The organism is Arthrobacter sp. GAS37 (assembly GCF_044908325.1).
In the GTDB taxonomy this organism is placed as follows: domain Bacteria; phylum Actinomycetota; class Actinomycetes; order Actinomycetales; family Micrococcaceae; genus Arthrobacter; species Arthrobacter ramosus.
The window spans coordinates 89021-103369 of record NZ_JBIYDB010000006.1; the positions used below are offsets into that span (position 1 = coordinate 89021).

The 14349-nt window shown below is 62.4% G+C and carries 12 protein-coding genes; 4 read left to right on the forward strand and 8 right to left on the reverse strand.

The features are described from left to right. Positions 1-135: 135 nt before the first annotated feature. The 4 genes from ABH924_RS07665 to ABH924_RS07680 all read right to left on the reverse strand — a co-directional run bounded on the left by ABH924_RS07665 (position 136) and on the right by ABH924_RS07680 (position 5609). Positions 136-3252, reverse strand: a complete 3117-nt coding sequence (locus ABH924_RS07665; protein ID WP_404497973.1) for a S8 family serine peptidase — start codon at positions 3250-3252, stop codon at positions 136-138. 338 nt (positions 3253-3590) lie between these two features. After that, positions 3591-3881 (reverse strand): DUF1540 domain-containing protein, encoded by a 291-nt coding sequence (locus ABH924_RS07670; RefSeq protein WP_234752650.1) that lies wholly within the window; start codon positions 3879-3881, stop codon positions 3591-3593. Between the two features lie 133 nt (positions 3882-4014). After that, complete coding sequence (locus ABH924_RS07675) at positions 4015-5271, reverse strand: hypothetical protein (protein WP_404497910.1); 1257 nt, start codon at positions 5269-5271, stop codon at positions 4015-4017. A gap of 152 nt (positions 5272-5423) precedes the next feature. Then, complete coding sequence (locus tag ABH924_RS07680; protein WP_234752652.1) at positions 5424-5609, reverse strand: hypothetical protein; 186 nt, start codon at positions 5607-5609, stop codon at positions 5424-5426. 342 nt (positions 5610-5951) lie between these two features. Between ABH924_RS07680 and purS the strand changes: the two genes are divergently transcribed. The 3 genes from purS to purL are packed head-to-tail and all read left to right on the forward strand — an operon-like array spanning position 5952 to position 9275. Next, entirely contained in the window at positions 5952-6203 is a 252-nt protein-coding gene (gene purS, locus ABH924_RS07685; RefSeq protein WP_028265707.1) for a phosphoribosylformylglycinamidine synthase subunit PurS, read from the forward strand. A gap of 1 nt (position 6204) precedes the next feature. Beyond that, complete coding sequence (gene purQ, locus ABH924_RS07690) at positions 6205-6960, forward strand: phosphoribosylformylglycinamidine synthase subunit PurQ (protein ID WP_234752655.1); 756 nt, start codon at positions 6205-6207, stop codon at positions 6958-6960. Next, positions 6957-9275 carry a phosphoribosylformylglycinamidine synthase subunit PurL gene (gene purL, locus ABH924_RS07695; protein WP_404497911.1) on the forward strand — a complete coding sequence of 773 codons (2319 nt, stop codon included), beginning with the start codon at positions 6957-6959 and terminating at the stop codon, positions 9273-9275. Before purQ ends, purL begins: the two co-directional genes overlap by 4 nt. Before the next feature lie 286 nt (positions 9276-9561). On the opposite strand, the gene ABH924_RS07700 is transcribed toward purL, so the two are convergent. Then, positions 9562-9855: a DUF503 domain-containing protein gene (locus tag ABH924_RS07700; RefSeq protein ID WP_404497912.1), complete on the reverse strand. Its 294-nt coding sequence runs from the start codon at positions 9853-9855 to the stop codon at positions 9562-9564. A gap of 81 nt (positions 9856-9936) precedes the next feature. Between ABH924_RS07700 and ABH924_RS07705 the strand changes: the two genes are divergently transcribed. After that, positions 9937-10794, forward strand: coding sequence for a DUF1206 domain-containing protein (locus tag ABH924_RS07705; RefSeq protein ID WP_404497913.1), 858 nt, complete (start codon positions 9937-9939; stop codon positions 10792-10794). A 104-nt stretch (positions 10795-10898) separates the two neighbouring features. Here ABH924_RS07705 and ABH924_RS07710 read toward each other — a convergent pair whose 3' ends face one another. Genes ABH924_RS07710 through ngcE form a run of 3 tightly spaced genes read right to left on the reverse strand, consistent with a single transcriptional unit; the run spans position 10899 to position 14223 of the window. Beyond that, on the reverse strand, positions 10899-11792 hold the full coding sequence (locus ABH924_RS07710; RefSeq protein ID WP_404497914.1) for a carbohydrate ABC transporter permease: 894 nt from the start codon (positions 11790-11792) through the stop codon (positions 10899-10901). Further along, the gene (locus ABH924_RS07715) at positions 11792-12817 is read right to left on the reverse strand and encodes a carbohydrate ABC transporter permease (RefSeq protein WP_234752669.1); all 1026 of its coding nucleotides are present in this window, start codon (positions 12815-12817) and stop codon (positions 11792-11794) included. The genes ABH924_RS07710 and ABH924_RS07715 overlap by 1 nt, the downstream gene beginning before the upstream one ends. Further along, entirely contained in the window at positions 12814-14223 is a 1410-nt protein-coding gene (gene ngcE / locus ABH924_RS07720) for an N-acetylglucosamine/diacetylchitobiose ABC transporter substrate-binding protein (protein ID WP_404497915.1), read from the reverse strand. The genes ABH924_RS07715 and ngcE overlap by 4 nt, the downstream gene beginning before the upstream one ends. Positions 14224-14349: the final 126 nt, after the last annotated feature.

Here is a 14349-nt window from a genome sequence, read left to right on the forward strand (position 1 = left end):
TTGGGCTCATATGTGAGCGGGCGTCCGCCAAAAGGGCCATATATGTGAGCGGGCGTCCGGGGGTAACAAGAAAGCGGCCGGCGGGATATCCCGCCGGCCGCTTTCTTGCATTTCTGTCAGACCATCACCGCCGCACTAAAGCGCGTTGTTTGACTGGTCCTCCCCTTCATTCTGAAGTTTGCCCTTGCCGTGCTGGCCTTCTTGGTCATCCTTCGGCACGACGGACACGCTGCCGTTTGCCGAGACCAGAACGGACACAAACGTCGGCGAACTGGTGCCGGCAAACGTGAGTCGGCCGATGTAGGAACCCGGCGTCAGGATGTTCCACGCGAAGGTGAGCTTCCCGGATTTGCCGTTCTTCATGTTGATCGGGTTGGGCGTGACCGTGGCGTTGCCTTGGTTTGCGCCCAGGATCGCGGCATCAACGCTGGCCTTGGTGGGCCGGTTGTTGGGGCTGGCATACAGGTTCGCGATGATGGTGTACGTCCCAGGCTCCGGGTTGTCGAGCGAGAGCGACTCACTGGCACTGGGTGTCGCTGCCGTGAACAACTGACCCGACGGCGACAGAACATACAGATCGAAATCCGCCGTGGGATCGGAGGAAATCACCGAGAACTTCGCGAACGCGGTTCCGGGGGCAACTGTAGCGGTCTTGACGAAGTTCGAGGCATTGTTCGCCACAGCCACAGGACCGGGAACAAGCTCCGCGGCCGAGGAATCAGCCTTGGAGAGACCGTCAATGGTCACGGCCGTGGGTGAGTCGGAACCGGAGACGATATTGATGTCCGCCGATCCGCTTGCCTGCTGGGACGTGAAGGCGACGCTCTTGGATGCCAGTACCGACTGCGGACGGACCGCAATCGGAGAGACCACCGACTTGTTGGCGCCTTCCCACTTCAGAGATCCCATCGCGAAAGTACCCAGTGCCGCGCTCTTGTTTTCGAAGGTCACCGTGAAGGTCTTCTTCTGGCCGACTTCGCTGAAATTCAGCACGGACGGGGTGACCTTGACGTCAACCCCAGGGACATTGACTGTGGCCCGGTACTGTCCCGGGGTCAGCGCGGTGACGGTGCGAGTGACCTCGATCTTGCCCGCGAGGTTACCCAGGGCGAACGACGGAAGGTTCATGTCGCGCGGCAGTGTCGAGCCAAGTCCCGGCTTGCCGAGATCGACGCCGGTGCCCTGGATGAACTTCAGGTAGTCATCGGTTCCGGCATCGTAGACCAGGCCCGGTTCCAGCACGCCGGCAGGGTTCATCTCTCCCGCACCGGTGGCGAAGACGTCCTGGTTCTTGCTTCCATCGGCCAGCTTGACGTCACTCGCCGTCGTCATCATGGCCGACTTGACCGCCGCCGGTGACCAATCGGGATTCTTCGCCATGATCAGGGCTCCAAAACCTGCAATGTGCGGGGACGCCATGGAGGTACCGGACATGAATCCGTACTCATCGCCTTTGCTGCCGATGGGCGAAACCCCCGCCAGCACGGCAACGCCGGGAGCCGAAACGTCCGGCTTGAGCAGATCCGAATCGGTGGCGAGGAGCGGGCCGCGGGACGAGAATCCGGCGATCTGCGGCTGAGCCTCGAGCGGAAGCCCGGTGGTGTCGTGGTCAACGAGGGAAACAGTAAGTCCCGGGTTGGCCGCAACCTTGTCCTTGATGGCCTGCGACGCCGGGGGGTTCACGTGGACGGTGGGCACTGCGTGCTTGTCCGTGTCCAATGAGGAACTGGTGAGGTTCACGAGGATCATGCCCACACCGCCACCACGGAGCACCTCGGCGCTCTTGGCGACGCGGTCAACCACCCCACGGTCACACACCACTACCTTGCCGGCGATTTTCGCCGGGTCCAGGGAGCCAGGCGCACAGAGTGCTGCGTTACCGGCACCTGAGGCGGCGTTTGCAGAGAGCACGACGCCGGCCCCGCTCACCTGGTGGTTCATGATGCTCGCTCCGCGGAACTTGGTGCCATCGGAGAATTCGACGGTGCCCTGGAGCTCCTGGGAGAAGGAAGTAGCCGCAACCGTGGTCATCCAGGGTGCGCCGTGGTTGACGGTGCTGGCCTGCGGGCCGGAGTTACCGGCGGACGCTGCCACAAAGATGCCGGCCGACGCGGCAGAGAGGAACGCCAGCGAGACCGGGTCCGTGGTGGTGTCCGTAGCGCCGGAAATGGAGTAATTCAGGACGTCCACGCCGTCGGCAATGGCCTGGTCAATGGCGGCTATGGCCGCCGAACTGTAGCAGCCGCCCGAATTGGGGTTGGTGTCTTCCCAGCAGATCTTGTAAATGGAGAGCTTGGCAGCTGGTGCCACGCCGCTCGTCTTTCCGAAGCTGCGGCCATCCACGAACGTTTCCACACCGGAGTTGCCTGCGGCGGTGCTGGCCGTGTGCGTACCGTGGCTCGCGACGTCGATGGGCGAGAGCTGTTCCTGGGGTGCCCGTTGGGCTGGAGGAACCGACTGGAGGAAGGCATCTGCGAAGTAGTGGGCAGCGAGGACTTTGGAATTGCAGGCAGTGCCGTCAAAGGCCGCCCCGGTGTCGGTACCTTTCTGGCATTCGCCTACGAAGGTATCTCCGTTGGCCTTCAGCATGGCGATCTTGCCGTCATTCGTGCGGTACGGGACGCCCACCTGGGGGTCCCCGACCAGCGGCTGGACGGCATCGCCGGCGAAGAACTTGCTTGTGGGCGTGTAGCCGGTGTCGATGACGCCCACCACAGTGCCCTTGCCGGCCTGGTCCTGGCCTCCGAACTGGGTATTCCACACGCCGTTCGGTCCGCTGAGGTTGAGGAAATCGGTGGTGGAGTAGTCAGGAGCGGACTGCGTGTCCGGGGCCACGAGGAGAACATCGGGGTTCTTCGCCAGATTGACGGCCTGGTTCGCGGAAAGGGTGGCGCTAAAGCCGTTGATGGCTGTGGTGTAGTCGCGATTGATGCTCACGTTCTGCTGCTTGGCCATGTCCTGCTGCTTCTGCTGCAAGTGGGCCTGGTACTGCTTCACTTCGGCCCTGCCGACGTCAAGCTTCTTGCCTGCCTGCGGCTTGGTGGGCACATAGCCGGGCGTTCCGCCGTCGTAAGTGGCCGCTGGCTTCTCTGCCAGCACCACTACGTAGCGACCATCCTGGTAAGACTTGGGGTCGACATTCCGGGCAACCCCCGCAACCGTTGATCCGAAGACCGTTGAGCCGGAAGCGGGCGCAGCTTGAGCGGGTGTCAAAGCCACCGAGGAGAGCAGAACCGGCAGTCCGACGGCCAACGCCACAGCTTTTCGAAGCCCCCCGCTTCCAATGAAGCTCTTTCCTTGTGAATTCACGAGTGATTGCACCTTTCCGGGCGATCGTGGCGGTCATGTCAAGATCAATCAACTAAGGATGGGCACCGATTGACAGTTCTTGTAATCAGGTAAAGCCCAGCCGATTCATAGAGTACAGAGCGATAGTCGAATATGACATAGGACACATTTCACGTTTTTTGTCATGTCATTCGGCATCAGAATACATCCGCACGCAGCAGCGGGCACGCCCCCGTCGGAAGGGGACGTGCCCGCTGTGCGGATATTCAGATATTGATGACGAAAGCGGGCCGAAAGGAGCCTCAGGCGTGCTGGTACGTCAAGCAATCAGCCGCTTCGGCACCGGGGCCGATCCGGACATCGTGGGCTTCGCACATGAGGTTGTTGTTGTGGGTGCATTCCGAGCGCTGGCAGGCACCCACATGCGCCAGGACTTTGGGAAGTCCTCCCATGAGCCCGGTGTCAATGAAGGTGGCACAGGATGCGTGATCCGCGGTTCCACCGATCGTGATCCCGTACGCAGTACAGCCATGATGGTTGAATCCGCAGCTGCCAACGCTGCATGCGGACACTTCGGCGACGTGTTCGGTCATTGCTCCTCCAGTTGGACGGGGAATTTCCTAGACAGTAATTCCAAGCTACTCCCGAATGCGCGCCTTTAACCCGGAAGATTAGCGCATTTGCGCGTACTGTATTAATCCGGATCGCGCACCGCCCGGCGGTGGGTTAGGGGAGCGTGTAGCCGAAGACATCGACGATGACTTGCGAAGTTTCCATAACAGGTGTCCAGTTGATCATGGGTTGGCTGAGGATGGTTTGGATCTCTATCTTGCCGTCAGCTCCAATCGGCACATACGCCATGTTCGCAATCGTCTGCCCGCCACCGAAGTTCAGATTGGAAGTAAACGTCCACGGCGCCTTATAACCACGTGCCATGAAGTAGCCGAAGGTTGTCGGTTCGGTCACGGTGAGGTTCACCCAGACGCCGCGTGCATTTTGTGGTATTCCATTGACGCCTACGACCTGAACCGGCACGGTGCCGGCGTTGACAACCGGGCCTCCGTATGTGCGAGTGTCCACAAGACGCACTGGCGAAACCCTCGCGAATGCTCCGGATATGGTTGGCGTCCCCGGCAGGAAGAATCCAACAACGTCTGCAATGATCTGAGCTGTTCCGGACGAGGTGTTCGCAATCGTCACCGTGCCATCTGGCCCTACCGGAACGACGGCAAGATTCGGAATGGTCTGCCCGGTCCCATAGTTCTGGTTCGAGACATTGGGTTTTAAGGAGCCGCTTGGATAAGCGGTGATGAATCCGTATGACGTCGATTCCGTCACTGTCAGGTTCACGACCACCGCTGAGGCGTCTGCCGGAACGCCAGTGGATCCTCCCAGACGGAGTGGCACGCTTCCGCCACCTGCGATGGGGCCTGATGAAGTCCTGGTGTCGAGAAGCCTGGCGGGTCCCACAGCCTGGTAGGAGCCTGGCGAGCCCTGGGGCCCGGACGCGGCGAAATATGCCGAGGCGTCAACGACGATCTGCACAGTTCCTGTCGAAGTGTTGGAAATGGCGATCTGCCCATCAGCGCCGACTTCCACGATAGCCAGGTTCGCAACCATCTGTCCCGGCCCGTAATTGACGTTGGAAGTGTGCGGCGCCATGACGCCCGAATGGTACGCCGTGAGGAATCCTGCAGCAGTGCCGTCAGTGGCCGTGATGTTGAGGACGACCGCTTGCGTGCCGTAGGGGAATCCATTAGCCCCCGGGATTCGGATTGAGACTGAGCCTCCGCCAGGCACCGGTCCCGACGACGTTCGTGTGTCCAGGATCCGCGTGGGTGTCATGGGTGTGAGGCCGCCGACGGGCCCGGTCCCGGCCGTTGCCGGACTTGCGGTGACCGGACCAATGAGTGCCGAGTACAGCACAGCAAGCACCAGCATGATGCACACGAGCCGTGATCTGGTTCGAGCAGATTTCTTCAAGCCAATTTCCCCAATAATTAAGTTGCGAATGAGAAAGGTTTTAATACCTTTTGGTATGGAAAGTACATCAGGACCATCGCGAGGTCTGGCCACGATAACTTATGGTTCCGCGATGTGAACGGCGCACAAACACGTCAGCGGCCCGGGCCGCGCTAAGAACGGATCCCTCTCAACGCGTCGCTGATTTTGGCCCGGGTCGAAGCATCCGGCGGGACGGAAATGCGGTTTTCCCGGGCAGCCCGGTCGGCCATGATCCTTTGGAAAACCATCCTCCCCAGGCCGGCAAAAACAGCGGCAAGGACCACGGGCAAAACCATCGACTTAGCGTTCTCGGCCATGCCGCAATCCTAGTGACGCAAACCACCCCCGGCCAGAGCCGCCGTCGTTCAGTCCCCGGAGCCGCCGTCGGGCATTGGAAACACCCGACGTCGGCTGGGCGCCGCCGCGAATTGGCGCGGCCCAAGGGGCCTCTTCACCGATCTCCCGCAAATAGGGTATGGAGCGATTTGGCCGGTAGAATGGGCATGCAAGCTCGCGGAGCGCCCCCCTTATTCCGTAAGACACTGCCGCTGAACACTGTTGCTGAACACTGTTTGGAGGCAGTTCGGGCGTGAGACGGCACCACTCCGCGGCAGCCTTTAACCAAGGTTTAACCAACGCTCACGCACAGGAGTTACCGGATGCCCCGGATCGTCGTCGACGTCATGCCCAAGCCCGAGATTCTGGACCCTCAGGGGAAGGCCATCGTGGGCGCACTGCCCCGCCTCGGCTTCACCAGCTTTAGCGCAGTCCGCCAGGGCAAGCGCTTCGAACTGACCGTCGACGGCGAGGTGACCGACGCCATCCTCGCCCAGGCCCGCGAGGCCGCCGAGACCCTGCTGTCCAACCCGGTGATCGAAGACGTCGTCAACGTCGAGGTCGTCGAGGCCTGACATGAGTGAACTTCCTTTGATCGGCGGAGCCCCTGTGGCCGTCGAACCCCGTTTGCTCGGGGCCAAAATCGGCGTCGTCACCTTCCCTGGCACCCTTGACGACCGCGACGCCGCCCGTGCGGTACGCCTCGCAGGCGGCACCGCCGTCGCGCTCTGGCACGCGGACACCCATCTGGCCGACGTGGACGCGGTCGTCATCCCGGGCGGTTTCTCCTACGGCGACTACCTGCGCGCCGGCGCCATTTCGCGCTTCGCTCCGCTGATGTCCCGCATCATCGATGCCGCCAACAGCGACGCCAAGCTGCCCGTGTTGGGTATCTGCAACGGCTTCCAGATCCTGACCGAGTCGCACCTGCTCCCGGGCTCCATGATCAAGAACGACCACTTGAAGTTCTTGTGCCGCGACCAGGTACTGCGCGTCGAGAACAACAAGACCGTGTGGACCTCGGACTACGAGGCCGGCGAGGAAATCACGGTTCCGCTGAAGAACCAGGACGGCCAGTACATCGCTGACGACAAGACCCTGGACGCCCTTGAGGCCGAGGGCCGCGTCGTGTTCCGCTATGTCGGCTGGAACCCGAACGGTTCACGCCGCGACATCGCCGGCATCAGCAACGCCGCCGGCAACGTGGTGGGCCTCATGCCGCACCCGGAGCACGCGGTGGAGCCCGGATTCGGTCCGGAGTCCAACGCCGGCACGGATGGCTTGGGCTTCTTCACCTCCGTCCTGAACAAGATCGTGGGAGGCGCACAGTGACTACCTCAGCTGAAACCGTCGGCAAGAAGTTCAACATCGACACTGTCGAGAACGCGGCCAAGACGCCGGACACCGAGCTCCCCTGGGCCGAACTCGGCCTCAAGCAGAACGAGTTCGACGAGGTCGTCAAGGTCCTGGGCCGCCGCCCCACGGGCGCCGAGCTCGCCATGTACTCCGTCATGTGGAGTGAGCACTGCTCCTACAAGTCCTCGAAGAACCACCTGCGCCAGTTCGGCGAAAAGGTGACTGAAGAGATGAAGAAGGACATGCTCGTGGGCATCGGCGAAAACGCCGGCGTCACCAACTTGGGCGACGGCTGGGCCGTGACGTTCAAGATCGAGTCCCACAACTCGCCGTCGTTCGTGGAGCCCTACCAGGGTGCCGCAACCGGTATCGGCGGCATCGTCCGTGACATCATCTCCATGGGTGCCCGCCCGGTGGCCGTGATGGATCCGCTGCGTTTCGGCGCCATCGACCACCCGGACACGGCCCGCGTCATGCACGGCGCCGTTGCCGGCATTGGTGGCTACGGCAACTCGCTTGGCCTGCCGAACATCGGAGGCGAAATGGTCTTCGACTCCGTGTACCAGGGCAACCCGCTGGTCAACGCGCTGGCAGTCGGCGTCATGCGCCACGAAGACATCCGCCTGGCCAACGCCTCCGGCAAGGGCAACAAGGTAGTCCTCTTCGGTGCACGCACCGGCGGCGACGGCATTGGCGGCGCATCCGTGCTGGCCTCGGAGTCCTTCGACGACACCAAGCCCTCCAAGCGCCCCGCTGTCCAGGTAGGCGACCCCTTCGCCGAAAAGGTGCTCATCGAGTGCTGCCTGGAGCTGTTCAAGGGTTCGCTGGTTGAGGGTATCCAGGACCTCGGCGCCGCGGGCATCTCCTGCGCCACGTCCGAGCTCGCTTCCAACGGCGACGGCGGCATGCAGGTTGAGCTGACCTCCGTGCTGCTCCGCGACCCCACACTGACCCCGGGCGAAATCCTGATGTCCGAGTCGCAGGAACGCATGATGGCCGTGGTCACCCCGGAGAACATCGCCGCGTTCGAAGCTGTCATGGACAAGTGGGCAGTGGAGTACTCCTGGCTGGGCGAAGTGACCGATACCGGCCGCCTGATCATCACGTGGGAAGGCGAAGTCATTGTCGACGTCGACCCGCGCACCGTTGCCCACGACGGTCCGGTCTACGACCGCCCGTTTGCCCGCCCCTCATGGCAGGACTCCGTCCAGGCCGATACCTTTACGGGCTCCGTGCAGGACGCCGGCCGTCCCTCCACCTCCGGGGAACTGGCCGCTGCCATCACCGAGCTCATTGCTTCGCCGAACATGTGCAGCAAGGCCTGGATTACCAAGCAGTACGACCGCTACGTCGGCGGCAACACCGCCATGGCGTTCCCGGACGACGCCGGAGTGGTCCGCGTGGACGAGGAAACCGGCCTTGGCGTTGCCCTGGCCACCGACGCCAACGGCCGCTACACCTACCTCGACCCGTACCACGGCGCACAGCTGGCACTTGCCGAGGCCTACCGCAACGTCGCCACTTCCGGCGCGGTCCCGATGGCCGTCAGCGACTGCCTGAACTTCGGTTCCCCCGAGGATCCCGACGTCATGTGGCAGCTGGCCGAGTCGATTCGTGGACTGTCGGACGCGTGCATGGAGCTGGGCGTCCCGGTCACCGGTGGCAACGTCTCGTTGTACAACCAGACGGGTACCGTGCCCATCCACCCCTCCCCCGTGGTGGCAGTGCTGGGCAAGCTCGACGACGTCGCGCGCCGCACCCCGTCCGGCTGGAAGGAAGATGGCCAGGCCATCTACCTGCTGGGCACCACGGCTGCAGAGCTGGACGGTTCGGAATGGTCCAACCTGCGCGGACACCTCGGTGGCTTGCCGCCGAAGGTTGACCTGTCCATCGAGCGCCAGCTGGGGGAGATCCTCATCAACGCTTCGCGCGACGGCATGATCGACGCCGCACACGACCTCTCCGAGGGCGGCCTTGCCGCTGCGCTCGTGGAGTCTGCATTGCGCTACGGCGTCGGCGCCCGGATTGCGCTGGACGAACTCGTGGAGCGCGACGGCGTGGACCTGTTCACCGCATTGTTCTCAGAGTCCCAAGGCCGGGCCATCGTGTCCGTTCCGCGCTCCGAGGAAATACGCTTCAAGGACATGTGCACAGCCCGCGGCTTCGCCCACCTCCGGATCGGCGTCGTCGACGCTGCTGGCGGCAAGCTGGAGATCAACGGCGTGGACGAGCTCTCTTTGGACGCTCTCAGCGAAGCCCACGAGGCCACCCTGCCGAAGTACTTCGGTTAAGCCCACCCGGTTTCACCCTCGATTGCTCCCCACCGGTCGCCGGCGGGGAGCAATCGTTTTTAAGGCCTCCTGCGGATATCGCGCATTTGGAGGCAACGCCCGCTCACATATACACGCCCTCCGGGCAACGCCCGCTCACTGCGGTCGTCAAGTTCTTGAGACATCTGAGCGAGCGTCCCGCCAGAACCCCACATAGGTGAGCGAGCGTCCCGCCGGTCGACCCACATAGGTGAGCGAGCGTCCCGCCGGTCGACCCACATAGGTGAGCGAGCGTCCGGGGTTCGGGTCAGTCCTCGCTGTGGAGGTCCCGGCGTCGGGCGCTCAGGAGCTCCACTTCGGGGCGCGCGGCAACGAAGCGTTCGACGGCGTCGAGCACCTCCACGAGATGCGCGCGGTCTGCTGCCACTGCGCCCGCGCCGATGAGCGCGCGGCGATGCTGGTCCAAGTGTCCGGTCTGGGCGGCAGAGACCTCGAAACGCCGTTTCAACTCGGCGATCAGCGGGCGCACGAGGGAGCGTTTCTCCTTCAGGCTGTGCACCTCGCCGAGGAGGATGTCGAACTCGATCCACGCGATCCACATGCGCCCATCGTATCCAGTAGCGGCGCGCCCTCCCGCTTCGGATCCCACGGTGGCAAGATGAGGGCAGACCAGAGGAGCTCCATGGGCGCGGACGATCATACGAGCAAGGCCGGCAATGCAGTTTCCCGGGGCGCCGATTCGGTAGGAGACGCCGTAGACGACGCCAAGGATTCGCGGACCGTCCGGGTAGTGGCGCGGGCCGGCTTCGTGGCCTTAGGTCTGATACACCTCCTGATCGGGGTCATCGCCTTGGGGATTGCGCTGGGCGCATCCGGCCAAGCCGACGAAAGCGGCGCGGTCGGTCAGATGGCCGCCACTCCTGGCGGCGTCGTCCTTTTGTGGGCGGGACTAGTGGCCTGTGGTGCCCTCGCGCTCTACATGGCGAGCGACGCCGTGATGGGGTGGAGCGGGCGCGAAAGCGCCAAGCGCTGGATGAATAGGCTCAAGGCAGCCGGGCAGGCAATCGTCTTCGCTGTGGCCGCGGTGACCTTCGGCAGTTTTGCGCTCAGCCGTCCAAGCAGCAGCAGCGAGAAATCCCGTACGACCAGTGCAGACCTCATGTCCAGCACTCCGGGTACTATCCTCCTGGTGATCGTCGGGGTGGCGTTGCTGGCAGCCGCCGGTACATACGTCTTCATGGGGATCACACGCAAGTTCGAAAAGAACCTGAGGGGAAGACCGTCCGGGGCCTTGGGGGATGCGTTTACGGTGCTGGGTGTGGTGGGCTATTGCGCGAAAGGCGTGGCACTCGGCGCCGTCGGCTTGCTCATCCTGATCGCCACAGCAGCGCATGACCCCTCCCAACAAGGCGGCCTCGACTCGGCGCTCAAGGCCTTCCTGAAACAGCCCTTTGGCGGATGGGTTCTGGGGTTCGTCAGCCTCGGACTCATGGCGTACGGTATCTACTCCTTGTTGCGCTCCCGTTACCAGCGGCTCTGACGGCGGGCCGCGCCGGTTGGCACGCCGCAGCCGGCAGAAACGCCCGACGGCGGCCCGCACCAAAGGTGGGGACCGCCGTCGGGCGCTTATTTAGCTTGGCTGTGCTACTTGGACGTGCCTTGCGACACCGAACCCTGCAGCTGGCGCTGGAAGATGATGTAGACGATCAGCACCGGAACCACGGTGACGGTGACCGCCGCGAACAAGGCACCGAAGTCCACCGCATAGCCCATCTGGCCAGCGAAGGCGGCCAGTCCTTGGGACAGCACGCGCGGCCCGGCCGCGTTGATGGCCACGGGAATCAGGAACTGGTTCCACAGGCCCAGGAAGTTGAAGATGGCAACGGAAGCGAGTCCCGGCTTGGCCATCGGCAACATGACCTGGAAGAACGTCCGCCACTCACCGGCCCCGTCCAGGGCAGCCGCCTCGGTGATTTCGTGGGGAAGCGACTTGAAGAAGGAGAACAGGAAGAAGACAGTGAACGGCAGCGCGAAGCCGACGTACACCAAGGTCAAGCCTGGCAGGGTGTTCAGGAGGCCAATTCTCTTCATGACGAAGAACAACGGCACCATGGCGAGGAAGATCGGGAACGTGAGCCCGGCAAGCATGAGGTAGTAGATCGCTTTGCTGCCGAAGAAGACATAGCGCGCCAGGACATAGGCGCACATGGCTCCGAGGACCATGACGATCACCAAGGCGGACCCTACGACGACCACCGAGTTCAGGAAGTAGCTTCCGATTCCGGCTTCGCTCCAGGCCCGGATGTAGTTGTCGAAACGCCACTGCGAGGGCAAGGCAAACGGCGAGGCGAAGATCTCGCTGGAGGTCTTGAAGGAGGACATGAAAGTCCACAACAAGGGCAGGATCACGATGAGCGACCAGATGGTCAGGGCCGTGTGCGAAACGGCGCCTACTACCCTGTCTCCCGTGGTCATGGCCGGTTTGCGCGGGTTGAAATGCAGCGCCTTCATTTCCTGGCTGGCAATTTTGGTAGACATTAGAGGGACACATCCTTGTCGCCGCCAGTGAGCCTGTTGACCAGGAACACGAGGCCGGAGAAAATCAGGGTGGCTACGGCCAGCACAACGCCCATGGCGCTGGCCAGGCCGAACTGGCCCTTGGTGAAAGCGGTGAAAAAGAGTTGCTGGGACATCACCAGGGTGGAGTTGTCCGGGCCGCCGCCGGAGTTCAGTGCGGCCATGTAGACGAAGGCATCCAGCGCCAGGATGCCCATATAGATGTAGGCCGTCTGGATGTTGTCCCGGATCAGCGGGATGGTGATGGACACGGCAGTGCGGAAGCGTCCCGCTCCGTCGATCCGCGCCGCCTCAAACAGCTCCGCGGGGATGCCCTTGATGCCCGCCACGAACAGCACCATGTAGAAGCCGATGAAGCCCCACACGATCACGAACATCGTGGCGATCATTGCGGTGTTCTTGTCCCCAAGCCAGGCGTAGGACTTGAACTGGTCCATGCCTAGGGAGGTGAGGATGCCGTTCAGCAGACCTCCGGATGGATCGTAGATCTGGCCCCACATGATGCCGATGGCAATCGCCGGAATCGTGTAGGGGAAGAAGGAGACAACCCGGTAGAAGCTGGAGTTGCGCAGGCCCTTGATCTGGCCCTTGCTGCTGCCGCCCACGGTCACCAAGGTTGCCAGCACGAGGCTGAGGATGATGGTAATGATGGGCAGGAAGATGACCAGCAGGATATTGTTCCCCATGGCCTTCATGAAGATGTCATCCGTGAAGAGCTTCCGGTAGTTCTCAAGTCCGATGAAGTTCTGGTCGGGTGAGAAACCGCTCCAGTCGGTCAGGGAGTAGCCGAACGCCTGGATGAAAGGCCAAATCACAAACAGGAGATAGATCGCCAGGGGCAGGCCCAGGAAGACCACGAAAAAACTGACCTTGTCGAACGTCAGCGGCTTGCGCCGTCTCTTGTAGACGGGTGGTGCGGTATCCGGAACGACGACGGCGGACGCGCCGTCGCCGACCCGGAGTGTTTTTGCTTTCACTGAAGTCACTTCACTTCAATCTTCGTGACCGAACTGTCGTTGCGGACCTTGTCGGTGATCTTCTGCAGGTCCGACGTCAGGGTGGCGACATCGGACTTTCCATCGAGGAACGTGTTCCACACAACCAACTGGTCCTTGTTCATCCCGTAGAGGTCAACAAAGTTCCACGTGAAGATGTTCGATCCAGCATCGCTGAGCAGCTTGGTCTGGGAAACCAAGGCGGTGGAACCGAAGCCATCGGCGGGAACGGTGTCCTTGACGATGGTGGGGGCCAGCTTTGTCTTGGCAAAGTTGGTGGCAGCATCCTTGGACAGCATGACACGCAGCAATTCCTTGCCGCCAGCAACGTTCTTGCCCTGGGACGGAACAACGAAGGGCTCGCCGGAAGCGCTGTGCATTGCCTCGTAAGGAAGTTTGGATCCCGAGGTCACGGTGGGAACAGGAACGCCGGTCATCTTGAATCCGGACTTGGTCTGGTCCTTCATCTCGTTTTCTATCCACGAGCCGGACGGGTAGAACACGGCTTCCTGGGCGTTGCTCCACTGCGCCTGCGCCGCGGTGAACTGCGTACCCGAGCCACCTGGCTTGAAGTGGCCCGCTTTGACGATCTTGCCCAAGGCGGTGAAGACGCTCTGGATGGCCGGGTGGGACCAGGCATCCGCCTTCAGGTTTTCAAGGCCGAGGCGAACGTCGTTGCCGCCTTCCTTGATGGCGGAAGCGATCGCCATTTCCTGGTAGTAAGTGGCTGCTTCCTTGCCCCAGACGAACAGGTACTTGCCTTTGGCCTTGGCCTGCTCGCCAAGGGTGTACATGTCATCCCAGGTCTTCGGCACGGTCCACCCGTTGTCCTTCAGGAATGAATCCGAGTACCACATGGCGTAGACGGTCAGCACGTAGTTCAGGGCCGCCAGCTTGCCATTGAAAGTACCCGGGGCGAGCACTCCAGCGTAGAGGGTGTCCTTGATGACCTTGCCCTCAAGGTTCTTGGCGTTGACCACGCTGGTAAGGTCTTCAAGCTGGGCCAGGATCGTGCTGAAGCCGATTGCCTTGGCACCGGAGTTGTCGATCAGGTCCGGCGGGTTGCCTCCGACGAATCGCGGCTGGAGTTCCTGCGCAATGTCCGTGGACGGGGAAATCTTGGCGGTGGAACCTGAATGTGCGCTTTCGAAGCCCTTGCCCGCGAAGTCAACGTAGTCGATTCCGTACCCGCCCTTGAAGATCACGGCGTCAACGGTGGACTTGTCTGCCATTCCGAACGGATTGGTATCTGAAACGGTCCCCGTAGGACCGGTGGTACCTCCACCGCCCCCGCCTGCGCAGGAGGCCATCGAGCCGGCCATCGGCACAAGCACTGCCGCGGCAAGCGCGCCGCGGAGGAAACCGCGCCGTGCAAAGGACTGCTGCTGAACGTTCATCCTAAAACCCTCCAGAGACTCGTAGTACCGAACTCTGACGGCGCCTCGGCCGGCAGTCGATCGGTCCGGGCACCGCCGCTGCGACGCGCCCTTCGTGTGACATACTTCACCACGAGTGATTGAAAA